The sequence below is a fragment of the Paenibacillus uliginis N3/975 genome (genome assembly GCF_900177425.1).
Lineage (GTDB): Bacteria > Bacillota > Bacilli > Paenibacillales > Paenibacillaceae > Paenibacillus_AQ > Paenibacillus_AQ uliginis.
Genome location: NZ_LT840184.1, coordinates 1,577,338 through 1,601,956, shown reverse-complemented (window position 1 = coordinate 1,601,956; position 24,619 = coordinate 1,577,338). Strand labels below are relative to the sequence as shown.

Sequence of the window (24,619 nt, the reverse complement as noted above, 5' to 3'; positions counted from 1 at the left end):
AGTTTCACTTCCTGTAAGTATGATCTAATGATGATCTGCGATAATCTGCTAACAAACCTAATTTCAACATCGACTCTGCCAACAATTTGGACAATATTCCACCGATCGCTCCGCCTAAGGCACTCACCACGAGCATGGTGATTTGAACTCCAATCGATAATGCCGCATGACCGTATAAGGGGTATTCAAGAAGAGTGCTTAAAATGGTGGCGACCGAGCCGCTTATCATCAAAAACAGAGTTGAATATTTTCTATACAGTACCGCTAAAAAAGGAACTTCACACTCAACCCCGGCCAGGGCTGCCCATACAATTCCGATTAAACCATAGGGTGAAAATGGCAGCATGACAAGGCCGCCAATCGTCATCGAAATGAAAGCAGCACCAGGTTTTCGAATGAGATAAAGAGCCATGAGACCGGGAATCATAAAAATCCCGTCCGTTATTCTCGAATACGCCGGACCTAATATGGCAGCTAGCGGGAAATAAGCAAACGTCACGGCAAGCAAAACAAAAGCAAACACAACGCCAATCATTCCTGTGATCAAAATATCCTTTGTATTCCAAACAGCCCTCCTGCGCTGTACAAGCTTGCTATAAGCCAGATCTTTCTCCATGCCGTCCACCATCCTTTTTCTCATTGATAATCAATATCATTTACATAGTTAATATCATAAATAAAAAAAGAGCGGTTTAACCGCTCCAATCCGTCTGAGTATGCTCCATTCGGACAACGTCTTTCTGATACATGGCTGGTGTCATCCCTTTAATCTCTTTAAATGCCGCTGCAAACTTGCTCGGATTGCTATAGCCGACCTTTCCTGCGATGATCGTTATAGTATCGTCGCTGTGTCTCAGTAAATAGGCAGCCCTTTCCATTCTGTACTTTCGTAAGTAAGCATAGATGGATTGCCCGTAAATAGCCTTGAAGCACAGTTTCATCGCCGTTTGCGAAATATTAAATCGACTTGATAAGTCTTGCAATGTCATATGCCGATCCAAATGCTTACGAATATATTCCATAATCACTTTCACCGTCTCCACTTGCTTTTTAGGAAAATAGGGGCGGCTTTCCCCATCTTCGGAAACGTCTACGGCACTTAAAATGAGCAGCAGCTCTATAATTTTAATTCTAAAATACGGAATTCGGATCAGTTCTGGAACAGCATACAACTCTGTGAAAATTTGTCGGATCGGTTCTGTAGTTCGCATTAGAAATGAGCGGTCTTCATTGCAAAACTTTGCACACAGCAAACGCAGATCGACTGAAAATGGTTCAAATATAGAAGCAGATGCTTTCATGGCTTCATCCAGATAAATACCGATAGTAATGCCTCTATATTCATTCAGCGGAAATCCAAACGTCTGATCAGGATGATTTTTCGTGCTGATTTGCAAATCTCCTTCATCTAGGTACATATAAGAACCATTTTGAACTTCACATTCAATCCGACCTTCACGACAATGATTAATCGTAAGCATCTGTGCATTCGGCCGGAACTCGGAAAAACAGCTTTTCATTTGAAAATCATTATACATGAGCTTAGTGCCGGGAAACACATCGTAGCTCGTCATGACGCCTGTACCGCTATCATCCTTCATCTTAAATATCGTACACTCTTCATCCTGCCTATGTATCTCAATACTATTACCGTAAAATATGTGTTTATCGTAACCGCCGGCTATTATCATCTGCCTCCCTCTGCGATAAAACTGATCGATGTTGCGTCTTCAATAAAAAACTGTACAGTTCTCATATAGCAAGTATATAAATAAAAGCCCCCAGGATCCATGGATGAAAGCCAACTATGACTACATCATCATCGATACGAACCCTTCCTCGGCTTACTAACCATCAATGCTGCGGCAAAGACGAGAAATAAGGCGCAAACTAAGAAAAAATCTTAGGCTGATCTCGGGCCATTAACGGACATGGCAAACAAAGAGCCTATCGATAGCAGAAAAACAGCCTACCGGCTCTAAGTACTATACGCTTCGAGTAGGTAGGCTTTATTTGATACTTACTGTTAAAAAACGAGAGTTTGTGCATAGGCACCTGCGGCTTTTAGCACTTTTCCGGGTTAATCTAAAGAGACTTTCACCATTTTTTTTCGTTCAATCTTGTAACAAATGTCCGCCACTTCTAGAATGAAGCTCTGGTCATGAGAAACAAAAATGATGGTTCCTTCATACGCATGAATAAAATGCTCCAATGCCTCAATCGCACGAATATCTAAAAAGTTCGTTGGTTCATCAAGCAGCAGCAGGTTGTATTCGCCTAAAAACAACTGGCAAAGCTGAAGGCGGATCATTTCGCCGCCGCTCAGTGATTTCACTTTTTTCTGAATATCCGTACCGTCAAATTGCATTGCGTGCAGGACACTGCGCAGAAACCCTTCATCATATTCCGATCGCTTTTTCACAAATTGAAAGACCGTTTCGTCGGTTGCCACTTGATAGCTCAATTGCTGAAAATACCCGATCTGCACTTTGGGAGAAAGGATAATCCCTTTCCCGTTGGAGGCAATATGATGAAGCAAGGTACTCTTGCCCGATCCGTTTGCCCCAGTAATGGCAATTTTCTGTCCAAGCGGAAATTGGAAGTTGACTTCATCCAGCAGCCGTTTGCCCTCCACCTGGAGCGTGAGCCGATCCGCCATTACCGGGAACTTGTTATGAAGTTTCAATACCTCCACCTGCCGAAATACAATAGGCCGTTCCTCTTGCACTGCCTCGACTTCCTGTAGTTGCTCCATCCGCTGTTCAATGGCCTTGGCCACACGATGCATCGCCTTTTGACTCGTCCCTTTCGATTTCGTCTCGGACATCCGATTGGGTTTGGCGTTCACTTCTCGTCTCGACAGGCCTGCGCCCTGGGCAATTTTTTCAGCTTTTTTCATTTTTTCCTGAGCGGCTTTTTCCAAACGGCTTTTTTCTTTCACGTACTGCTCATGCTCTTGCATCTGCTGAGATCGTTCCAAGAGCTTTTGTTCGGCGTAATCGCTATAATTCCCGTTATACACCTTGACCTTTCCATCTGCCACTTCCCAAATGGTCGTCACCAACTCATCCAGCACATCACGATCATGGCTAATCATGATCAGTACGCCGTAATAGTACCGTAATTGGTCCAGCAGAAAGTCGATGCCTTCCCTGTCCAAATGAGTCGTCGGTTCATCAATAAGCAACGCCTCGTGATAATGGGTGAATAACCCTGCTAGCTTCAGCCGGGTCTGCTCACCACCGCTCAACTGAGGTGATTCGGTCGGCACCGACAGTCTGCCTATCAAGGCGGGGTCCACTTCGATCACCGTGGGAGCTTCGATTTGTTTAAAATAGGTACTCTCCACATGCGACTTCACTCTCCCCTTGGTAGGCTCAATTTCCCCGGCCAATAATCTCAGCATGGTACTTTTCCCCGCGCCGTTTTTCCCGACAATGCCGATCCGGTCAAATTGATGTACAGCCAATCGCTCAATGTTCAACACTTCTTTATCTAAATAGGTCACTTCAATATTCTCTAATTCAAAACAGATTTGTTCCATGTTCGCTACCTCCGAAATTCGTAATTTCGTACCGATAGCTAAGACCGATACGAGCTTATAATTCAAGCCCGTATCAATAGAATAATAAAAATTGCATGTTTCTTTCCTCCTATTTCACTCTCATAGTCAGTATTGCATTCAAAATAATCAGAAAACCTGCCAACGTAAATAATAGTGCTACATTGGTTAATTCCGTGAATACTCCGGCCAAACCTAACCCAATAGGCGTTGCAAGCAACGAAAGACTTGTAATAAAACTAAACACTCGCCCAAGTAAATGCGGTTCAATTTCTGTTTGAATATAAGCGTAGAATGGAGCCGAAAATAACGGGCCGGATAAACCAACTAAGCCACTTAGGACAACAAATACATAAAAGGTTGACGGCGGGAGTACACCTGAAATGAATATAGCAATTCCCATCAACATCATACCGGCTGCCATCGTTTTGATTTTATTAAAACGATCTCCTAATGTACCTAAAAGCGAAGCTCCAGCAATTAATCCAATTGCAAAGACAGTTTCAACAATACCTGCCTCTACGACCCCTTTTTCAAAATGATTCCGTACCATAAGTGGAAAATACGTTCCTACCGGGATATAGAGGACAGCTACAGCAGTCATTAAGATAGTTAGCCTTAGAATAAAGGGATGCTTCACAATGGCGTAATACCCTTCTTTCATTTCCCTTACAAAACTGTTAGCCCCCTGCTCCTCTGTTCTTGAAACTCTGGGAATGCGAATAAACAGTAAAATACTGCAAGCAATAACAGCACCTAAAACATCTAAAAGCAGTACCCACTCCAGCGAACTAACGGCAAGCAAGCCCATACCCACTGCTGGTCCTGCAACATTGGTTATCGAACTGATCATCTGTCCCCAGCCTGCCACCTTTGTCATATGCTCTTCAGGCGCAAGTAATGGCACAGAAGCTTGCATGGCCGGCATATGAAAGGCAGTCGCAAGTGAGCGAACAACTAAGACGAGTAAAACTAGCACATTACTCAAATCGTTGAAATACATCATTACAAATAAAAACAAACTGCCTATTGCAACCGTCATATCTGCCAAAATCATCATCATTTTACGAGAATAGCGATCAACAATTGTTCCTGCAAAAGGGCCAATCAACGCTTGTGGCAAAAACCCTGCCATCCCTGCCACTGCCAACACAAGCGGTGAACCGGTTGTATCTGTTAACCACCAAATAATGCTGAACTGAACAGCAGCACTACTCAGCAAAGAAAAAAATTGACCTGTATATAATGCGAAAAATATTCGTTTCCATTTCTGTTTTTCCATTTTGATCGATACCTCCTAAAATTAGCGTATCGATTCTTCATCGATACGAGCTTAGCTTGCTAAGCTCGTATCAATAAAAAAGTAATGTCATCATGTAAATCCCTCCAAATAAAAAAGTACACAGACTGCTGCTCCGTGTACTCAAATTGGCATAAATATCCCGTAGAACGAAAAGATTTCTACAACATATCTAACCCATACACATAGCAAATATGCCCTCAACCAGAGTGCATTTTTCTAAAATATGTGTATGAATCAATACAGTTGTAGAAAGGCCATGTTTTATCGCTCCTTTGATTATTTTCATTATTGTAAAAGTTATCACGTATAAAGTCAATTCCAGGATCTCTGTTTTCTTAATCAATTATTTCAAATTCATGACTTGGGGTATATGGACACAACATTATCCGCTCGTCCTTAAGAAGCATAACTTGCGACGGATTCGATTTCATGATCTTCGTCATAGTTGTGCCAGCATTTTTTTTTGCTAACGGTGTCAGCTTGAAGGAAATTCAGGAGTGTCTGGGGCATAGCCATTATTTCACTACCGCAAACATTTATGCTCATCTCGATTACAGCTCGAAGATTTCTTCGGCGCAAGTCATTAGCAGTACATTGCAAATCCCGAGTATACAAAAATCCCCTGAATTGTCGGAAAGACAAGTTCAAGAGCTCGTTCATTGTTAAGGTTATGCGGTCGAGAGGACTCGAACCTCCACGGGGGTTAGCCCACACGGACCTGAACCGTGCGCGTCTGCCAATTCCGCCACGACCGCAAGTATGTATCTTCCTCATAAATATGATGAAGATTTGATTCCGGAATCAAAAACACTCTCTTGTTTAAGAGGATGTTTCAATTACCGTAATTAAGAGTATATCCCGTTCGTTTAAAAATTGCAAGAATTTTTTTTCGAATAACTTCCTAATTCCTTACTTATTGTTTTTATAGTAGTTTTCAAGGACAATATTTCCTTAAGCTTTTGCGTCCTTTTGATATCTCTCTGCGTCTAACCTATGTAAACATCATGAAGCTACAAAATAAAAAAACAAATTAGGCTGTAAGCTACGCAAAGGAGAGTATATAAAATGATGAAAAACAAAACAATCGCACTCTTAACAGCAACTATTTTGACAGGTTCCGCTTTCGCGGGCTTTATGAACACGACTTTGGCAGATCAAGCACAACCAAAGTCCGTTACACAGCAGCACGTTAAAAAAGCAACTGCTAAACAGCAGCAAAAAATGTTCCGTAACATTAAAGTAATGGAGTCGGCTTTCACATTTACGGTGAAAGGTGAAGCAAGTTTATTTGAAGGAACTTATCAATATGCGGTCAAGCAAGGTAATAAGATTGTAGCAAAAGGCTTCGGAACAGCATCAAAGGGTGGTCCAGAGTGGGGAACATTCTCACAATACATCTCCATTCCGAAAAGCAAGCTTTTCGGTGATAAGCCGATGACACTTGAACTGTTTGTAATAGATCAAGCTACTGGCGCTAGCGTAAACAAACTTACAGTTCCTATGAATAAGATCGGCGAAGCAAAACAAAATCAGGTGTTTCGTAATACAAAAGTAACATCGTCAGCTGTCGTTTACACTGTAAAAGGCGAAGCAAGCGTACATGAAGGAACTTATCAATATGCGGTCAAGCAAGGTAATAAGATTGTAGCAACAGGCTTCGGAACAGCATCCAAAGGTGGCCCAGAGTGGGGAACATTTACCCGAAAAATTTCAATCCCTGTCAGCAAATTATCCGGTGACAAGCCGCTCACAGTTGAATTGTTCGAAGTAGATCAAGCTACTGGAAAGATCACCAATAAAGTGGTTATGCCTGTGAAGTAATGACATATTCCCGCAGTGCCTATGCACTGCGGGTTTGTCATAAACACATACATTCAGAAGGAGGGTGTGTAACCGCGTGAATCAAACCGAACTAGCAAAAAGAGCGATTGCCGGTGACGAGGACAGCTTTACCTTGCTAATAGAAGAAAGAAGAGAAAGTGTATACCGGATGGCGTACACATATGTACGAAATAAAGAAGATGCGCTGGAAATTGTACAAGAGGCTGTATATCGTGCCTTTATCTCAGTACACAAGTTAAGGCAGCCGCAATATTTTAACACGTGGCTGACGAGAATTGCTGTAAACTGCGCACTAGACTATATTCGCAAATCTAAAAAAGTTGTGTATATGGATAAGGAGCACGAAGGCAGCTACACGCAGGCAGGAAGAGACGATGCGCTAGATTTGCTCGAGGCATTGGAACAGCTTGATGAAAAATCAAAAACGGTACTTATGCTACGGTACTTTGAAGATTTGACGATCAAGGAAGTTGCAGAGGTGCTGAATACGCCTATTAGCTCGGTAAAGTCCATCATATACCGTGGGTTAGAGAAATTAAAAGTAAACCTTGGGGAGCGTGAATTTCTTGGATAAGGAGCTTAGTCGTTTGAAACAAACCTATCATGATATTGAGATTCCAGCAGAGCTTGCTGCTGTTACGCAGCAGGCGATTGAAAGAGGAAAGAGTCAGCGGAAACGTACAATAACAAGAAACCGTTGGATGAAGACGATGAGTGCAAGCACCGCTGCAGTATTGGCGATATTCGTAATTAGTGTAAACACGATGCCGGCCTTTGCAAATAGTCTGGAAGATGTACCCGGTCTTGGCAAACTGGTGAAAATACTGCAATTCAACAAAGGCAGTGCCGAAGGCGGTACGATACAGGATTCGACGGACGTTAGTTTTATCACATTAAGACAGCAAGGCAGCAATGAAACGATTACGTTGAATTTTACGAAGCAGAACCAAACGCAGGAGAAGGTAAACGCATTTCATGTCAAATTTACGGAGTATCCGAATACGATGACCTTTTCAGTGGGCGGTGCGCGAGCATTTTCCGCAGTTAAAGACTTTGAAACATTAAAGAAGAGCGAATACATTCAAGACGCTTACGAAATTATTACGCTGGACGACTCTTTAATTCGATTCAATGTGACGTTCAATAAAGCGATAACTTATGATGTAAAAGAATACGCAGATCCAGCGCAGGTAGTCATAACGATTACACCTGATGACGCTAAGGAAAAGCAACGTCAACCTGTATATTCGCTGCGGACGGCTTCTCATCCGTATGGCGAAACACAAGGTGCTGCTGAAGAAGCGTTGTTGGGATGGGAAAACATTCGGATATTAAAGGATAGAGAAGGTACTTTTTTTGTTGAAGCAGGGTATTATGCGACTGAAACTGAGGCTAGAGCCAAGTTAAAACAGCTAGAAGAGCAAGGCGTCATCGGAGAGCGGATGTATGTGGAAGAAAGGGAGCCTATGCAGCTTCCTATGGTGATCTCCCCTGAGTAGTACTAAAAGAAAGCCACCATTCAGGACTTTCACCCTAAGGATGGCGCCCATGCTGGGTGCACATTAAAAAGAGAGGCCCTTATCGATCTATAAGAGCCTCTCTTTCAGTCTATCAAATGGTCCATTCATCATGTATAATGCCGGACAATACCCAGCTGCTGCCTTCTTTTTGGAACACGAGACGAAGGCTCTGCCAATCTATCCCTCCGTATTCAGGGTTAATGCCATCAAAGTAATATTCAACGAACACCGCTCCAGGATAGACTTTGCTCGCATTATTAATCGTATTCCCTTGACTCTTCGATTCGTTATACCCAACGTAAGGGGCCTTGGCAAAGTCCTGGCTGTAAACAAACTTCTTATAGTAGTTCTCAAAGCTCATGGATATTGGTTTACCGCTGCCGTCAAACTTGCCCCACTGATACGTCTTTTTATTCTCAAAGCCTTCAGATAGTTTTTCTTTACTGAGAGTAACATCCTTTGTACGGTCAACATATGCGTACGGCGAGAAGGTTACTCCCTTCGAGTGGGACAGCTTAGCCAGTTGTTCAATATCCTGATCCTTCAGAGACTGAATAACCTGGTCTGCCAACTCTTTCACCGCTTGCTTCGCTTGTTCAGGAGTCAGGTCTGGATATATATTGACTTCTCTCGTTGAACTATTCCACTTTGCAGTACCGCCCAAACTTTCTGCCGAGAATCGCAGTGGAATGAACAAATGTCCTTCTTTCATAACTGGTTCTGTATCCATCACAATCGGGCTACCATTTCGCAGTGCTTTCAACTGTCCGGCCGAAAGTTCAAAGCTATGTTTACCTTTTACTACCGAAGCGGATTTCTTTGATGCATTCCATTTCACTTTGGCACCCATAGCCTCCGAGACGGTTCGCAGAGGTACCATTATACGGCCATTGCGAATAAATGCTTCTCCTAACTGCTGCGCACCATTCACTTTTATAGAGATCATTTCTACAGGCTTGGGATCAACTGCAGCAAAAGCGGCTGTATTGCCACTACTGTTTCCAGATAACGTCAAGCACAGCACGAGGACTATTGCCAACACGCCGGGTAACTTCTTCACATCTAATCACCCTTCCTTCTCCTTTGACAAAAACCATATTCCAGACTTCGTCATGCGCTTAGTATACATTGGAAATGTTCCACCAATCATCTCATTATTGTCAGATCCATCTTCTGCATTTATTACTTGTTAGGCTTTAAGGAAGCCGTTTTAAAGATGTTATTAAATTGTATAGCGCCTGCACACTTTCAGCCCGGGTTGTCATTGCTTTGGGCGCCATATTACCATCTTTGCGCCCTTGCATCAGTCCCAGTTGAGCAGCTTTTCGAACGGACTCCTGTGCCCAGGCGCTGATGTCACCCTCATCGGCAAAACGTATCTGCTGGGCGTTTGTACCGTTTTCCTTCGATACATATTGATAAGCGCGCACCATAAGGACGGCCATCTCCTCACGGGTAATCGTCTGGTTCGGTGCGAACCTGCTGGCCGAAACGCCCTCGATCAGACCCGCTTCATGTGCTGCTGCCACAGGTCCTGTATACCACTGTCCCGTAGGCACATCAGAGAATGGCATCTTTTGCCCACCCTGCAAATTCAGCGCTCTGGCCAGCAGCGTTACGAACTGAGCACGGGTTACTTTGTCTTGAGGGGAAAACCGATCCACAGCCGTACCTTCCACCAAATGTTTAGCCGTAAGCTGCTGGATCACCTTAGCCGCCCAGAAAGATTCTGGAACATCCGTAAAGGTCTTACGATATTCCAGAGCTGTGTATTTACCGAGGAGGGATGTTCGCCCTTCCAGAATTTCGTCAGTTATCCGGCTATTAACGTACTTGAATCGGCCATCCTCCGCGGTATGATACAAACCAACCAGCCAAGGATCCGTATTGTCGTTAAGCGGCAATTTGATTGTCACAGGCTGTTTCAGCTCCCCAATTGGAATGGTTACTCCATCCTTCGTGACAACTTTCATTTGAAATTCTGCCATCCTTGAGACAGCCTTAACATCAGCAGAAGCTTGGCGACCTAACTGCTCCGCTCCTTGTTTACTTTGTTCAGCGTCCAGGAGATGGATAGAGATCATTACTTTCGCAGCTGCTCCTGAAGACGGGTCAATCATTCCGGAAGCACCTTCCAGAACGGCCTCAGGGATAGTAAGTACAAACCCATCACGTTGTACTTGAAGCTGATTTGTGTTAAGCCAGCTCTTGAACTCCGCAGGAATGATCAACGTGTGCTGATCTCCGGTAAGTGTAAAACTTCCTTTTGCAGCCTTACGTTCCTGTTCAGTCGGCTCAAGCAATTCTTTCTTCGTCGAATCGGTTCCCTGTGGCGGTACGTTTATTCCGCCCGTAGAAGGGGCAGACGAACCCGGTTCTTCCGGTGGATTTCCGGGTCCTTCGGGATTGCCTCCATCACCCTTTTTCACTATTACCGTTACGGGTTCAGAATACATACGCCAAGTATTGTCTAATACGACTGGATCTCCATCAACCGGAATGCTAAACGGCTTATAGTCCAGATACAATTGCACTGATACCGTTCCTGGCTTTAGTCCTTTAATTCCCCCGCTGTTTTCCAGAGACACTGCTCCCTCATTGCCGGTAACTATTCGCATGCCACCTGTAAATGGAACGGGCTCCATAGCTTTAAAATGAACCAAAGCGTTCATATCTTCCAAAGATAATGATTCTCCCACTTTCAACTCATAGGAATCTTTCCCGCTGGATATGTTTACAGCCACTTGGTCCATCCAATGTGCATAATCGGTAATTAACCCGGTAATCCCCATACTTACAGCATCCTGAAGTCCTTGCTTGTTGTTAATGGTCCAGGCAATGACCGGAAGTCCGCGATGTTTGGCGTAGCTTATCAACTCGGGTGTGAGTATGGAATAATTCGCAAAATAAAACGTTCCAAGCTGTACATGATCCGTAACAACCTTTTCTGCGTCCTGAAGTGCTTCCGCCGGAGATGGTTTACCTCCATCCAGAGTATAACCTCTGCCGATCTCCGGATTCTCCAGTTCAACCCGCTGCAGCACATCTTGACTGAAACTTGTCACATAAACATCCGACTCCATATGATACTTCTCAACCAAATCAATTACTTTATCCTCATGACCGAAACCTTTCATTTCAAGAGCAAGGACCACATTTTTACCCTTGGCAAAGGTCAGTACTTCCTCAAGTGTCGGGATCTTAGCATCCGGATACTTGTCATATTCTTTTTGCCAGTCCGGATTGTTCGTTTTATTCGCAGTCAGACTCTTCAACTGTTCCAAGGTAAGCTCACTCACCCTACCCTTCCCGTTGGTTGTCCTGTCGACTGTATAATCATGAATTAGAACAAGTTCACCATCCTTGGACTCCAAAATATCCAACTCGATCACTTCTGCACCCTTCTCTACCGCAAGCTCAAAAGCGGGCATCGTATTTTCGGGTGCCAATGCGCTCATACCGCGGTGAGCCACAATGATCGGTTGCTGTGTAATACTGTCTGTAACATCGTACTTACCTAGTGCTGCAGCAACTGCTGTTGAATCTGATGCTTCAACCCCTGATACGCCCATCGAGATCAGGCGGTGAGCCTCACTCTCCGACTTCACATCGTATCCCCAAACGGATACAGAACGGACAAACAGACTTCTTACATGTTCCTTGGTCAAAGCCTGCTGATCAATGAGTGCAACCACCCCCGTGCTTCGGCGCACGGTACGAACAATTTCTTTTATATCCTGTTTACTAAGCTTTGAATCTTCAAATCGAACAGCGCCCCGATATTCATCATTCAACCCTCTGATCTGCTTAATAATGTCCGGGTTTGTTGAAACAATAAGCACATCTGTCATTCCACGGGCACTTAAAAGCTGATGAAGTGGCTGAACCATGCTATTCTCATTGATTTCAATAACAGGAAGCATCCTTCCATGAATACGGTCCAGTGCTGCCGAGAGTGACATCTTCCGATTGGCTGCATACAATTCGCTACCTGACCAACGAACCTGAATCAGAAATGAAGGGATATTTCCAGGAAGTTCATCCGGCATGCCGTTGGAAGCATCGATAACGGTCGGTGCTGCGGCGACGGCACTCTGTGGTTCCTTAACCTGAAGAACGTTGTCCTTCAGATCGGATACAGGAATCAGATCTTCTCTTCCCTGAGGACCAAACAACAGTACACCTGGTGTCGGACGGGGCTGATCCACAAAATCGGCGGCACTGTTTTTCGTATCTTTTCCGTTGATCCTCTCGAGCGAGTGGCCGCTGTTCACACCGCGATGAGCTTTTATCCCCATGTACATTCCAGATTTGTATACAAAGGCGTCAACGAGTTTTTTGTTCCGGTCGAGCAGCAGGACCTCATCTCCCGTGTTGGCAAGCTGCATTGTGCCGCAGCCCCAGCTGCAGTTTGGCTCCATTTTCGCGACTGAAGAATCCGAATCCTCCAATTCAAAATCCGCTTTCCTTCCGTAAAGATCCTCGACTCCTTTAGCGTTGCGTGCAATGAGTAACACCTCATAAGGCTTGATGACTGTTCCTGCTGGAAAATTGAACATCCCATCAGGTGACGCTTGACCTTCTGTCTCCTCATCACCCAAATAGTAACCGCTAATATCGACATCCTGATCAGAAATATTCGTTATCTCCACAAATTCGCCCAAGACCTCGTCAAACAACGGATCATACATGACCTCAGTGATCAGCAAGTTGTCACTGGTCGGAAGCGGTATTGGACGATCTCCGAGCGATGGCGGCGCTGCGGCAAAATCAGCCGGAAGACTTCCGGTTCTACCTATCCGATGAATCGCATTTCCATCTCCCGGTGCCGTTGCCGTTACCGCCTTATAAAAAACATCTCGGTATGTCCGGTCGATGATATAAGGCACAAAATCCACAATGTCGGCCTTGGCGTTCATCAACAGAATTTCATCTCCGCCATTAGCCAACTGGATGATTCCCGTCGACCAGTCTGTTGGCAGCAAATCCGGAATATCAGGATCATCCACCGGTCGGGTCACCCCGATCCAAGGCGTTTCAAAGTCCGGTACAGTACCGTAAATCTGCTTGAAGCGTATACCTGACTGCGATAGAATAATTTCTTGTCCGGGATTTATGATCGTATCCGGAGGAAAAGCCGCCATGCCTTCTCCTTTAGTTTGATTGATGCCGTCTCCAATCATAAATCCGCTAATATCAACTGGCTTCTCTTCATAGTTCTTGATCACAATGTATTCCGCCCCGTCATCAGTCCCCGGTACGTCGTACATAAACTGGGAGATCAGCACTTGAGGAATTCCCGGATCAACCGGCGGCTCTTCTAGACCATACTTTGCCCAGCGATTCAGGTTGATTTTAACCATCCGGTCCATAATATAAGTCGTTGTATATCGATATTTCGTTGCACCGGATTCTAATTGAACGTACAGCTCACCATCCACATCGACGATCCCCTCGGACATCGGCACGATGCTAAGTCGGGAGTTATGCTCTTTCTCGGCCTGAGTATCCAGGAACCATACCGGTACATCACGGCCATTGATGGCTGCTGTAGCATGGGCACTCTCTTTAAGCTGATTGTTGTACCAATAGAGCAAACTGTCATTTCCTCTGCCCCATGAAGTACTCAAGATGACGCCGTCTTCTCTTACAACAGCTCCCTGCACCTTACCAGGTATGGATAACACCTTATCAGGAGTAGCCGGTGTAGTTGAACCCGGAATCCAGTCTTCAGAAGAGATACTGCCTGTCGTCTGATCAAGCTCATATCCTGCCATCCAGGCATAATACGTTTCACCTGTTCTATTGGTCATAGTGTGGCTCGCATCCGTTGGGTAACTTTTCTGCTCGTAGAACTCCCCAACCCACAGTACGCCATCCGCAAAATAGTTGAATGAAGCTTGAACAGGAACGGGTACAGAATCGATAAACTGTATTTCTCCATTGTCTTCAGCCTTTACCAGATCCTCCAGCTTAATCTGGAACAGAAACTCCCCGGAAGCAATCCATACATATCCAGGACTGACGGCAACACCGCCCGCATGCCCGGTATAAGGTGTTCCATCCTCATTCATCAAGACGACAGACTTCAAGAGCTTACCGCTAGCTTCATCCAGAACAGACAAGGTTCCCGGTCTTCCATCATCCATATAATAAACCGCAAGAATCCAGTTCTTTTCCTTATAATAACCAAGCCCTTGCGGAACCAGATCCTGTTTCAGTCCAGGTATGACGGGCCCCACTCCGCTTATGTCCCACAGCATTTTATACTTGCTGTCTAATGGGTTCGGAGTTCGCTCGACCTGCGTGACCTTCTGATGGAAAGGGGTAGCAGTTACGACATCCGACTTCGGTGATTCCAAATCCGAGCGGTCTACACCCGTAACCTCGAAGTTGTACGCTACATTCCCGGTCAGACCGTACACTTCAAAAATTTGTTGATCCGCCGGAACAGAAAATTCCAAGGTACCGTCTTTATAAATGTTGTACCGTTCAATGTCCGGCTCGGTATTCGGATCCCAAGTAAGCTTGACTATTCCGTTACCTGCCTCGGCATTTAATCCGGTCGGCTTCATAGGCGCTTGATCATCCTTCTCTCTTGGAGGTGCTTGCCCTTCAATGACCCATCCTGGTGTCGGCTGCTGTTTGGAAGCGAGCTGCCTCATCTGCTTACTACCTTCCTCAGGATAAGTGAACGTAATCGATTTGCCTTCCGCCACATCGCCGCCTATATAAGGCGCCCTTACCACCTCGTTTCCGGCAGAGTCCTGCAAAACGACCGATTGTGTGCCGCTGTTTACAAGGCCTCCAACGTTTCCGATGATGAACGACCGTTCATTCGGCACATATTTGCTGGTGTAAGAGGTGAAATAATAGCTATTAAATGCTTCCCAAGTCAGCGGCTCGATCTCCGCTCTCCGGGTCCAGAACACAACACTCTCCCGCGCCCCGATGACAATTGACGTATCGATGACCTTATTCCATTTATCCGATAATATCCGATAATCCTTCAGATCAATTGCCCCATCGCCAGCGTTGTATAGTTCGATAAATTCAAAAGCATCATAACTCACAAAATTGGATGTATCAGGCACCAGCTCTGTAATGAGCAGATTCGGAACAGTGACCGGAAGAGCTCCTGCAGGGATTGCCTTCACCGTAACTTTTTCCGATTCATTGTCGGATCCGTCCACGGCACTCAGCGCAAGATCATATTCCCGTCCCGCTTCCAGCGGCGACACATTGTAGGTATATACCGAGGACGTAACAGTTCCATGTTTTACTCCATCGACATAAATCCGGTATTCCGCCATGTCCTCCTCTTGATTAGCCCCCCAGTTTAACGTGATCTGCTGATCACCCGGCATTGCCGAAAGTCCGCTCGGAGCTGCAGGAGGTACCGTATCTGTACCGTGTTCCGTGTTCACTGAGGCTTCTGCAAATTCAAAGGGTGTTAGAAATGTCATGTTTCCTAAAATCAAAATAAACGATAAGGTATAAACGGTACATTTCTTCATCCAATTCCTCATAATCTACCTCCCAATTTAATGTAAACGCTTACATTCGTTTATGGATCATGGCAGCCTTGTGCCATCACCTACGTTATTTAAGCGCACTTCAACAAACCTGCTATTCTTTATCCCTCCAATTCATGCGGACCTGCTTAATACCTTCGACCTCCCACAATCTTTCAAATAAAGTATCGATCCCTTTGCTGTTAAAGGAAAACACCCGAAATTCCATCGTTACTTTCGATGAGTCTTCTTCAGCCCCATCATCATTTACGATCATTTGCTCCACCGACATGTTTGATTTCTGCAAAAGTGATGTAATCTTACTGACCTGAACCGGCTGGTCTCCCGCTTCAATCGTAATACGCAAACTTCCGGATTTTTTGATGAACAAAAATCTGGACTCCAGTTTATTTAGTATCAGGGTGCTGCATAAAACGATAGCCGTCGTGATTACCGCAGGCCAGTAAAAACCTGACCCCACACTAAGACCAATAGCTGCCGCGACCCATAACGTAGCCGCAGTCGTGAGACCTGAAATAATATGATTGGAACGCCGCAGTATCGCACCCGCCCCCAGAAAACCAATACCGCTCACCACTTGGGCAGCCAGTCTCGCCGGATCAAATCGGGCATTCGGATGATTAATCAGCGAATTATCAAAACCGTATATGGATGTAAGCATAATTAATGTAGACCCCACAGCCACGAGCAGATGCGTCTTTAAACCAGCCTGCTTATTTCTCCGCTCACGCTCCCAACCGATCAAACCGCCAAGTAATGCAGCCAGCAGCAGGCGCATTAGCAAGGTTTCTGTATCTAGCTGTATAATAACCATTGAACCCCTCACCCATCTTTCAAATGAACTGTGAAGGCAGGTTGCTAACTCATATTCTCATCCTGCCAGCGCCAGAGCTCCTTACTGGAAGTTGAAATTCCAATGACTCCGCTTTTCAGCGCCGTATCAAAATCCTCCAGATCAATCATCAGTCCGCCTGCGATAACAGGCACATCGACTTCCATGCGAATTCTGTCCATAATTCGCTGACATACCATGCCAGGCAAAACTTCAATTGCATCCGGATCAGATGCCTTTGTCATTTTGATTCCGTTGTCTAGTGACACCGAGTCAAACACGAACAACCGCTGCACTGTAAGTAGCCCTAACTTCTTCGCCTCAACGATCGCTGTATTTTTCGTTGTGACAATACCGTCGATTCCAACCTTTTCAGCCAAGTAGGCCACACCCATTTTGTCCTTTCCAATTCCGTCAATAAGATCAAAATGGACAAAAGACAATTTACCCGCTTCTCGAATTTGTTCAACAATCGATTCAATGACAAAAATGTCCGTTTTCAGAATGAATACGATATTGGAATCGGTCTCGAGAACAGAAGGTAGTTCATCTATATTCATTAATGAAGTAATAATTGGTTTACGCTTCAGACAATAAGCAATTCGTTGTGCACCATTCACGCTAGCTTTTACATTAGTTTTCATTTATGCTCACCTCTTTGTTGCAACAACTTCTCCGGTTCTCCCGTTGTAACAACATATTTTGTGTAACATGGTACAGATATTAAATTTACGCGTTTTGCAAACTGCTGTTCCGGTAAATATCATGGACAGAATTCAGTACATACGTCGGCTTTACCTGAACAACTGATAAATCCTCCTGCTGGGTTACGCCTGTAAGGACGAGTGCGGTACTCATTCCCGCATTGTTACCCATCAAAATATCAGTCTCCAGCCGGTCTCCCGACATCAGGCAATCCTTCGCATCAACCTGTAATATATCCAGAGCAGCCAGTGCCGTTAACACCGAAGGTTTACCCATGACCACGTTGATTTCCATGCCGGTCGTTCCTTCAATGGCTCCAATCATCCCGCCGCAATCAGGCACATCGCCGCCGGGCATTGGACAGGTCCGGTCCGGGTGGGTGGCGATAACACTCGCACCACTTTTAATCGCTTGGTAGGCGAAATCCAGATGATTATAATGGAATTCCCGATCCCAAGAGACGACCACCACATCGGTTTCCTCAGGACATGTGGCAAATTCAATTCCGTTCTCACGGAACTCATGCTTTAATATCTCTTCTCCAATGACGTACACTTTTCCTCCGTTATGATTCTTTTGCAAATAATGAATCGTAACAAGTGCAGGATTCAGTATATTGTTCAAGCCAATCTTAATGCCGAATCCGTTCAGCTTCTTCAAATAATTTTCTCTGGACTCGATGGTCTTGTTCGTTAAGAAGAGCAGCTTCTTATCCAGCGATTGCAAATATTGAATGGTTTCTACTGCGCCTTCAATCGCTTGATTCCCAAGATAGATCGTTCCATCCAAATCGAATATATAACCTGTAAAATGATCCATCTAATTTCTCCTCTGCATGTAATTTCCGCTATAATGTGACGGTGGTCAGCTCCTGACCCAACGTAATTTTGCGGGAAATCTCCTCTGGCATCTGCTCAAGGATGTCTGTATAAGGTTCACCATCGGTCGTATGGACAAGAGTCACGCGGTCAACTGTCGCCCAGTTGTAGTAGCTGACAAGCTGTTCCAGACTCGTGTGAGACTCGAGCTCTATTCGTGCTGTTGTCGCCTCATGAATAAGAAGATCAATGGCTGGGAGCCCCTTAATGCAAGGGTTTATCATCGTATCCGACGAATAGACCAGTACTTTGCCTTCATGAATCATCATTACGCCAACGGTTGGCACACTATGTCTGCCCGGTAATACGGACATCGTCCACTCCGATCCCTCGGCTATAATGGATTGCTGCTTCCATATATATGTCTTGATACGTATTTCAAACCGGATGGCCCACTCCGTCACCTGCAAATGCTCCAGCCATTGCTTCAACCATTCACGGCCCCCCTCATCACAGTACACATCAAGCGGTTCCGTGCGATGGTCAAGCCACATCCCCCACAGCAAGGAAGGAAGTCCATATATATGGTCTATATGAAGATGGGTAAATACAACCCTCTTCACCTGATGAGTGGATACTTGCAGCTGTTTTAGTTTCCCTAGCGGGTTCCCCCCCACATCCACCATCGTACAATCTTCTTCGTTTCGTATGAGCAGATAAGTATTGTCACGACCTGCTCCGGAAGCCGCACTAGCAGTTCCCATCAGTGTTATCTCCATACTATGTCTCCCTACTTAAGGCCTGAATGCATAAAGCTCTCAACAAACTGTCTTTGGAAAACGAAAAATGCTATTAGAAGTGGAAGGATTACAAGAACCGTAGCTGCAGTAACTGTTCCCCACTGGGCACCCGTTTCAAAAGATTGAGCAAAGATAGCAATCCCTACGGTAAGTGGATGCGATTCCACTGTATTGGTTACGATCAACGGCCACATGAAATTGCTCCAGTGCGTACTGACCGAGATGAGTCCAAAGGCGATATACGTCGGCTTTGCTGAAGGCAGATAAACATACCACAGCGTTTGCCACCAGCGGCAGCCGTCCACTCTTGTCGCTTCATCCAATTCAAGCGGAATTTGTTTAAACGTCTGACGAAGCAGAAACACCCCGAAAGAAGAAGCCCAGTAAGGCAGCATAATGGCAAGTTTTGTGTCGATCAGATTCAGTTCTTTCATAATCGCATAGTTCGGAAAGATCAAAATATCCGGCGGAATCATGATCTGAACGAGAAATACGATAAAAATTAATCCCTTGCCAATAAAGTTCAAACGCGCAAAAGCATACGCAGCAAGCGTAACGGTCAGCATCTGGACAACTAATATCCCTAGAACGATGACCAACGTATTCCAGTAATATTGAAGAAAAGGAATCGTGTCCCAAGCCGAAATATAGTTCATAAACGTTGGATCTTTAACAGCAAATGGATTCGCACGCGTAATTACTTCAGATGAAGGTGTGAAAGAAGTAATTACAGCCCATACCAACGGAACGAGGAAAATGATAGCCAGAATAATGACGAGCAGTCGGTTAATTACGCGGTACATGGTTCAATTTCTCCTCTCCTAGTAATGGATGCGCTTATCCAGATAAGCATAATTGAATATTGAGATTGACAGCAGAATAACAAGCAGGATAACCGTTAGTACGGAAGCCGCACCCATATCCCAAAAGCTGAATGCCGTTTCATAAATGTAGAACAATAGCAGGTTACTTGCGTTGTCCGGTCCGCCCTTGGTCATAATGTATAAGTGGTCGACCAGTTTAAATGAATTTGTTGTCGCGATGACAAGACAGAACAACGTAGTCGGCATGATTAACGGGAACGTAATTTTGCGGAATACCTGGAACGGTCGTGCTCCTTCAAGCTTTGCGGCCTCATACACTTCACTCGGCAGATTTTGCAATCCGGCAAGATAGAACAGCATAAAAAATCCGGCTTCCTTCCATATAATCATCCCGATCATTGCGTACATAACCCAGGCCGGTTCTCCCAACCAATTCACTCCATCAATTCCGAAAAAGGACAGGAACTTATCCAGCAGACCATAATCGGGGGTGTAAATGAACAGCCAAATGTTGGCGATCGCAATCATCGGAATGATCGTCGGGTAGAAAAAGGCCGCTCTCAATATGCCGTTTCCTTTCATCTTGTTGTTCACCCAAATGGCAAGGTATATCGCCAGAAAAATACTGATTGGCACCGTCCCAATAACCAAAATGAGGTTGTTCTTAATTACTTTATGGAACACTTCATCCTGCAGCACCCTGGAATACTGGTCAAACCCAACAAAGGTCTGACTGCCAAACGTTGAATTATAGAAACTTAAGTAAATCGATTTAAAGGTCGGGTAAAAAGTAAACATTCCAAGAAATATTAGTGAAGGAAACAGCAATGCGTAAGCAAACACATTTTCCCTCCAATTGAATCTTCGCCTTGTGCGTCTATGTACGGCTGGTTGTGCCAATTCAATCCCCCAATTCTACCTCAGAGAGTTTTAAGAAATGCAGGCCGCGAATGCAATGATTGCGCTTTCAATTGTGGTTCGATTCACGGCGCTGCGTGAACCTGCTATTCTTTAATCAAAAATTTACGCTCTATTTTTGAAATTGCTTCAAAATACCCTCAGCTTGCTGCTGTGACTTTTCCAGTGCTTCCTTTGCAGTCATGTTTCCGAGCAGAGCGGCTTGAATGTTATCGTTAAATATCTTAGTTACTTGACCGTTCTGATATGTAGATAATTCACTGTCCGCATATTCCAACTGGTCTCTGGCAATGGCCGCTGCCGGGAAATCGGCTACATATTTCTTGAGTATATCTGTTTCATACGAAGATTTCGTAGTTCCAACATAACCGGTATCGATGGACCACTGAGCTACCCGCTCTGGTTTGGTCAGAAACTCGATGAACTTTGCAGCCGCTTCTTTATTGGCATCCGGAATGTCTTTGAACACATACAGGTTGCCACCACCTGTTGGAGATCCGAACTGCTTGTTCGCAGGCAGGAAGGCCACACCGAAATCAAATGCCGCTTCGTTCTTGACTTTAGTCAGATTGCCTGTCGTATGGAACATCATGGCTGTCTTTCCGCTGATAAAGTCCGAAGGAACCGTTGCCCATTCAATTGTTCCTTTTGGCATAACCTTATCCTTCTGTCCGAGATCCATGTAGAACTGCAGCGATTCCTCTACATGAGGTTGGTTGAACATCACTTTCGTCCCGTCGTTTGACATGATATTCTCACCCGATTGCAGTGACAGTGCTTGCAGCATCCAGTATTGATAGCCTGTGCTTGGAATTTCGATTCCCCATTGAGAGCCATCTGCTTTCGTCAGCTTTTTGGCATACTCACGAAGCTCATTCCAATTACTTGGTGCTTTCTCCGGATCGAGTCCTGCTTCCTTGAACTTATCTTTGTTGTAGTACATAACAATCGTGCTTCTCTGGAACGGAACACTCCACACGGTGTCTCCTGATTTGGTGTTCCCTAGGAAAGCTTCATAGAAATCATCGAAGTATTCCTTGGAAAAGCGCGGAGTCAAATCCTCAATTGCGTTCATGGAAAGCAAGGTGTACAAGTCAGTTGATAGAAGAACCGCAATGTCCGGCGAGTTATTTCCTTGGACCGCTGTAGCTACTTTTGTCATCGTATCCTGATAACTTCCACCATAAATCGGCGTAATGTCGATGTTTTCATTTTCCTTTTCAAAATCACTGGCCAACTGGTCTATCAGTTTTGTAATCGGTCCGCCAACAGCAACTGGGAAATAGAATTGAAGTTCTACTTTCCCGTCCTTTCCACCGCTTTCCGTCTTGCCAGCGGATTCTCCCTTGGTATTTCCCCCACTGTTGCAAGCTGAAAGAACTAGTGCAAATACGATGAACAGAAAACCGAATTTTCTCACATATATCCCCCTTTTTCATCGTCCGGGCACAAAAAAAATAAGAAGCGCTCTGCACAAAACGACTTTCATTACAAAGAAAGTGTTTTAGTTATGCAAAGGGCTTCTCATCATCTCTACCCAGCTCTAAAACTTATATTGTTATACTACAATCTGTTCACTTGTTTGACAAGAATATTTTTGGTATATCCCTTCTATGACAGAAATTATCATTGACATTCGCGAATTTTGTAAAATGAATGTTAAATTTAACTCGAATTCATCGAATATTATGCATAAAATCTCGTTTGTGATGGCTCATCCTGATTCTTTTTCTTAGGTCTTCTAACCATAGAATTCTCTTCTCGGATATCCCCAGATAAGTCCCAGGTTGATTTCAATTGTTCCTGCAACATAGACCATTGTTTATCGATCTCACTGTCATCCCAATCCAACAATTCACTCATCATCATCATTGTATTTCCCATGATTACTTCAGCCTTTTGCCGATCAAATAACAGCCATCCTGTTCTTCTTAATAAAAAATCAACCGCGGTTAATGTCATTTCATAATGAATAGAGTACTGAATTTCGGCATGCAGCAGCCGGTCTTTCATCATTTCATCCCGATCAGATCTTTGTATGTATCGGAATATTTCACTTGTGTTAGAACCGTAGCGTGACATCAGATCAAAGGTATCATCTATATTGACGCCGAGGGTTCGACCTTGTTTCACCATCGCTTTTTTCAGGTCGTGATAGGATCCGTTGTCCAGCAGACCGCCGCTGATCGGTATCCGATCCGTCGTACAGGGCGGAAATATCGTACCATCTTCGTCCTGTAGCTGTTTGGAGACAAGACTGACTACCTTTTCGGCCATTTTTCGAAATCCGGTCAGCTTGCCTCCGGCTATAGTGATAAGTCCCGAATCCGAGACAAAAATCTCATTTTTTCGGGATATTTCGGAAGAATTCTTGCCTTCTTCTCTGAGCAGCGGACGAAGACCAGACCATGCAGCCTCAATATCGGTTAATCTTAGTTGGACTTCCGGAAATGTATAGTTAACCGCATTCAGTAGGTATTTACGGTCAGCCTCTGAAATACCTGGACTACCAATATCCCCTTCGTATACTGTATCCGTCGTGCCAATATACGTTTTCATGCCGCGAGGAATAACAAAGATCATCCTTCCTCCCGGTACATCGAAATATGCAGCCTGCTTCACCGGCAGCTTTTTGTTATCCACCACCAGGTGAACTCCTTTAGTCAAAAGTAGTCTTTTTCCTTTTAGCGAATTATCTTTGATTCTTATTTCATCCACCCATGGGCCGGCAGCATTCACAACTTTTTTGGCGTAAATGGAATAGACCTCTCCACTAATCAGATCCTTTACCTTTACACCAACCACTCTTCCTCCGCGGTAAATGAACTTCGTTGCCTTCGTATAGTTCGTCATTAAGGCGCCATTATCTCGGGCGCTCTTCAACACTTCAATCGTTAAGCGGGCATCATCCGTCTGATACTCATAATAGTAGCCTGCACCTTTTAACCCCTCTTGCTTGAAGAGCGGTTCAAGATTTTTCGTATCTTCAAGGCCGTACATTTTTCGGCGCTCACTGCGTTTTACGCCTGCAAGCCAATCATATAGAAGTAGACCAAATGAGCTTGCCCAATACCCGTATGTTCCTTTTTTATAGATAGGCAGCAGCATTGGGATTGGATCTACAAGATGGGGAGCGCTTTTATGCAGGAGAGCCCGTTCCGATCCTACTTCACGGACTAGTCGAATCTCACCTTGCTTTAAATATCTAAGCCCCCCGTGAATCAGTTTCGTAGACCTACTGCTCGTTCCGGATGCGAAGTCATTCATCTCCACAAGGCCTGTTACCATCCCTCTGCAACTTGCATCCCAGGCGATGCCAGCTCCTGTAATGCCTCCTCCGATGATAAGCAGATCCAACTTAACCGCCGACATCTCCTTCAAATACACTGTTCGTTCACTTGACGAGAACCTGCTATCCATTGCCTTACCTCCATTATCGACACCCGTGCGTGCGAGATCCAAGAGGGTACAAAAAAGAACCCTTCCGCCAAGAATACATACTGAAGACAGTATATACTCAGCAAAAAAGGGTTCTCCGTTATCTCCGCCCGTCTAAGCATAGATATAATAAGGCCCATTATATGACAACCCGGGTGATAAGTCTATACTCTACAGTATGCTGCCCAAACCGAATTAATGCATCATAATGTCACTTTGAAATTTATACTTTTAAACGAAATGTTATAATTTTCAATTAAATGGAAAATATCTTCACACAAAATTCACATTTCAGTTTATAATCAGAACACCTTTTCCGTAATTTCCATAACTTATCTGATAATTATTTCATTCCTCTATCTTACAACTACTCTTTCTCCTTATTTAGGATCTCTTTCCGTCGGATCTATTCTGCCATCCATTCTATCTTTTCTATGTCCATATCACATTCTATTGATCAATTCCGTCGTGTATAAACTCTTTATGAGTTTGTATAAATGTAAATACAGTAAAGGAGGTGAT

General features: G+C 44.6%; 17 protein-coding genes and 1 tRNA gene. 3 read left to right on the top strand and 15 right to left on the bottom strand.

Going from position 1 to position 24,619, the window contains the following annotated elements; genetic code table 11:
• Nucleotides 1–4: 4 nt before the first annotated feature.
• From B9N86_RS07300 to B9N86_RS07275, 5 genes are all read right to left on the bottom strand, one after another.
• Complete coding sequence (locus B9N86_RS07300) at nt 5–616, bottom strand: ECF transporter S component (RefSeq protein ID WP_244562992.1); 612 nt, start codon at nt 614–616, stop codon at nt 5–7.
• Between the two features lie 76 nt (nt 617–692).
• Nucleotides 693–1,691 (bottom strand): helix-turn-helix domain-containing protein, encoded by a 999-nt coding sequence (locus tag B9N86_RS07295; protein WP_208918422.1) that lies wholly within the window; start codon nt 1,689–1,691, stop codon nt 693–695.
• Nucleotides 1,692–2,080: 389 nt separating this feature from the next.
• Nucleotides 2,081–3,544 (bottom strand): Msr family ABC-F type ribosomal protection protein, encoded by a 1,464-nt coding sequence (locus B9N86_RS07290; protein WP_208918421.1) that lies wholly within the window; start codon nt 3,542–3,544, stop codon nt 2,081–2,083.
• Between the two features lie 109 nt (nt 3,545–3,653).
• Complete coding sequence (locus B9N86_RS07285; protein ID WP_208918420.1) at nt 3,654–4,844, bottom strand: MFS transporter; 1,191 nt, start codon at nt 4,842–4,844, stop codon at nt 3,654–3,656.
• Nucleotides 4,845–5,536: 692 nt separating this feature from the next.
• Nucleotides 5,537–5,620, bottom strand: a tRNA-Leu gene (locus B9N86_RS07275).
• A 310-nt stretch (nt 5,621–5,930) separates the two neighbouring features.
• On the opposite strand from B9N86_RS07275, the gene B9N86_RS07270 reads away from it, so the two are divergent.
• The 3 genes from B9N86_RS07270 to B9N86_RS07260 all read left to right on the top strand — a co-directional run bounded on the left by B9N86_RS07270 (nt 5,931) and on the right by B9N86_RS07260 (nt 8,206).
• Complete coding sequence (locus B9N86_RS07270) at nt 5,931–6,686, top strand: Gmad2 immunoglobulin-like domain-containing protein (RefSeq protein WP_244562991.1); 756 nt, start codon at nt 5,931–5,933, stop codon at nt 6,684–6,686.
• 76 nt (nt 6,687–6,762) lie between these two features.
• Nucleotides 6,763–7,281, top strand: coding sequence for a sigma-70 family RNA polymerase sigma factor (locus B9N86_RS07265; protein ID WP_208918418.1), 519 nt, complete (start codon nt 6,763–6,765; stop codon nt 7,279–7,281).
• Between the two features lie 13 nt (nt 7,282–7,294).
• On the top strand, nt 7,295–8,206 hold the full coding sequence (locus B9N86_RS07260) for a DUF4179 domain-containing protein (protein WP_244562990.1): 912 nt from the start codon (nt 7,295–7,297) through the stop codon (nt 8,204–8,206).
• 112 nt (nt 8,207–8,318) lie between these two features.
• Here the strand turns inward: B9N86_RS07260 and B9N86_RS07255 are convergent, their stop codons facing one another.
• The 10 genes from B9N86_RS07255 to B9N86_RS07210 all read right to left on the bottom strand — a co-directional run bounded on the left by B9N86_RS07255 (nt 8,319) and on the right by B9N86_RS07210 (nt 24,079).
• A complete protein-coding gene (locus tag B9N86_RS07255) occupies nt 8,319–9,287 on the bottom strand; it encodes a stalk domain-containing protein (RefSeq protein WP_210190647.1) in 969 nt (322 codons plus the stop codon).
• Between the two features lie 136 nt (nt 9,288–9,423).
• Nucleotides 9,424–15,756 (bottom strand): glycerophosphodiester phosphodiesterase family protein, encoded by a 6,333-nt coding sequence (locus tag B9N86_RS07250; RefSeq protein ID WP_208918415.1) that lies wholly within the window; start codon nt 15,754–15,756, stop codon nt 9,424–9,426.
• Between the two features lie 100 nt (nt 15,757–15,856).
• Nucleotides 15,857–16,576, bottom strand: coding sequence for an MgtC/SapB family protein (locus B9N86_RS07245; RefSeq protein WP_208918414.1), 720 nt, complete (start codon nt 16,574–16,576; stop codon nt 15,857–15,859).
• A 44-nt stretch (nt 16,577–16,620) separates the two neighbouring features.
• Entirely contained in the window at nt 16,621–17,238 is a 618-nt protein-coding gene (locus B9N86_RS07240) for a glycerol-3-phosphate responsive antiterminator (protein WP_208918413.1), read from the bottom strand.
• An 85-nt stretch (nt 17,239–17,323) separates the two neighbouring features.
• Entirely contained in the window at nt 17,324–18,118 is a 795-nt protein-coding gene (locus B9N86_RS07235; protein ID WP_208918412.1) for an HAD-IIA family hydrolase, read from the bottom strand.
• A 28-nt stretch (nt 18,119–18,146) separates the two neighbouring features.
• Nucleotides 18,147–18,896 carry an MBL fold metallo-hydrolase gene (locus tag B9N86_RS07230; RefSeq protein ID WP_208918411.1) on the bottom strand — a complete coding sequence of 250 codons (750 nt, stop codon included), beginning with the start codon at nt 18,894–18,896 and terminating at the stop codon, nt 18,147–18,149.
• An 11-nt stretch (nt 18,897–18,907) separates the two neighbouring features.
• The gene (locus B9N86_RS07225) at nt 18,908–19,720 is read right to left on the bottom strand and encodes a carbohydrate ABC transporter permease (protein WP_208918410.1); all 813 of its coding nucleotides are present in this window, start codon (nt 19,718–19,720) and stop codon (nt 18,908–18,910) included.
• Between the two features lie 18 nt (nt 19,721–19,738).
• Nucleotides 19,739–20,584 (bottom strand): carbohydrate ABC transporter permease, encoded by an 846-nt coding sequence (locus B9N86_RS07220; RefSeq protein WP_425298575.1) that lies wholly within the window; start codon nt 20,582–20,584, stop codon nt 19,739–19,741.
• A gap of 187 nt (nt 20,585–20,771) precedes the next feature.
• Nucleotides 20,772–22,079 carry an ABC transporter substrate-binding protein gene (locus tag B9N86_RS07215; RefSeq protein WP_241930175.1) on the bottom strand — a complete coding sequence of 436 codons (1,308 nt, stop codon included), beginning with the start codon at nt 22,077–22,079 and terminating at the stop codon, nt 20,772–20,774.
• Between the two features lie 266 nt (nt 22,080–22,345).
• The gene (locus tag B9N86_RS07210; protein WP_208918409.1) at nt 22,346–24,079 is read right to left on the bottom strand and encodes a glycerol-3-phosphate dehydrogenase/oxidase; all 1,734 of its coding nucleotides are present in this window, start codon (nt 24,077–24,079) and stop codon (nt 22,346–22,348) included.
• Nucleotides 24,080–24,619 lie beyond the last annotated feature (540 nt).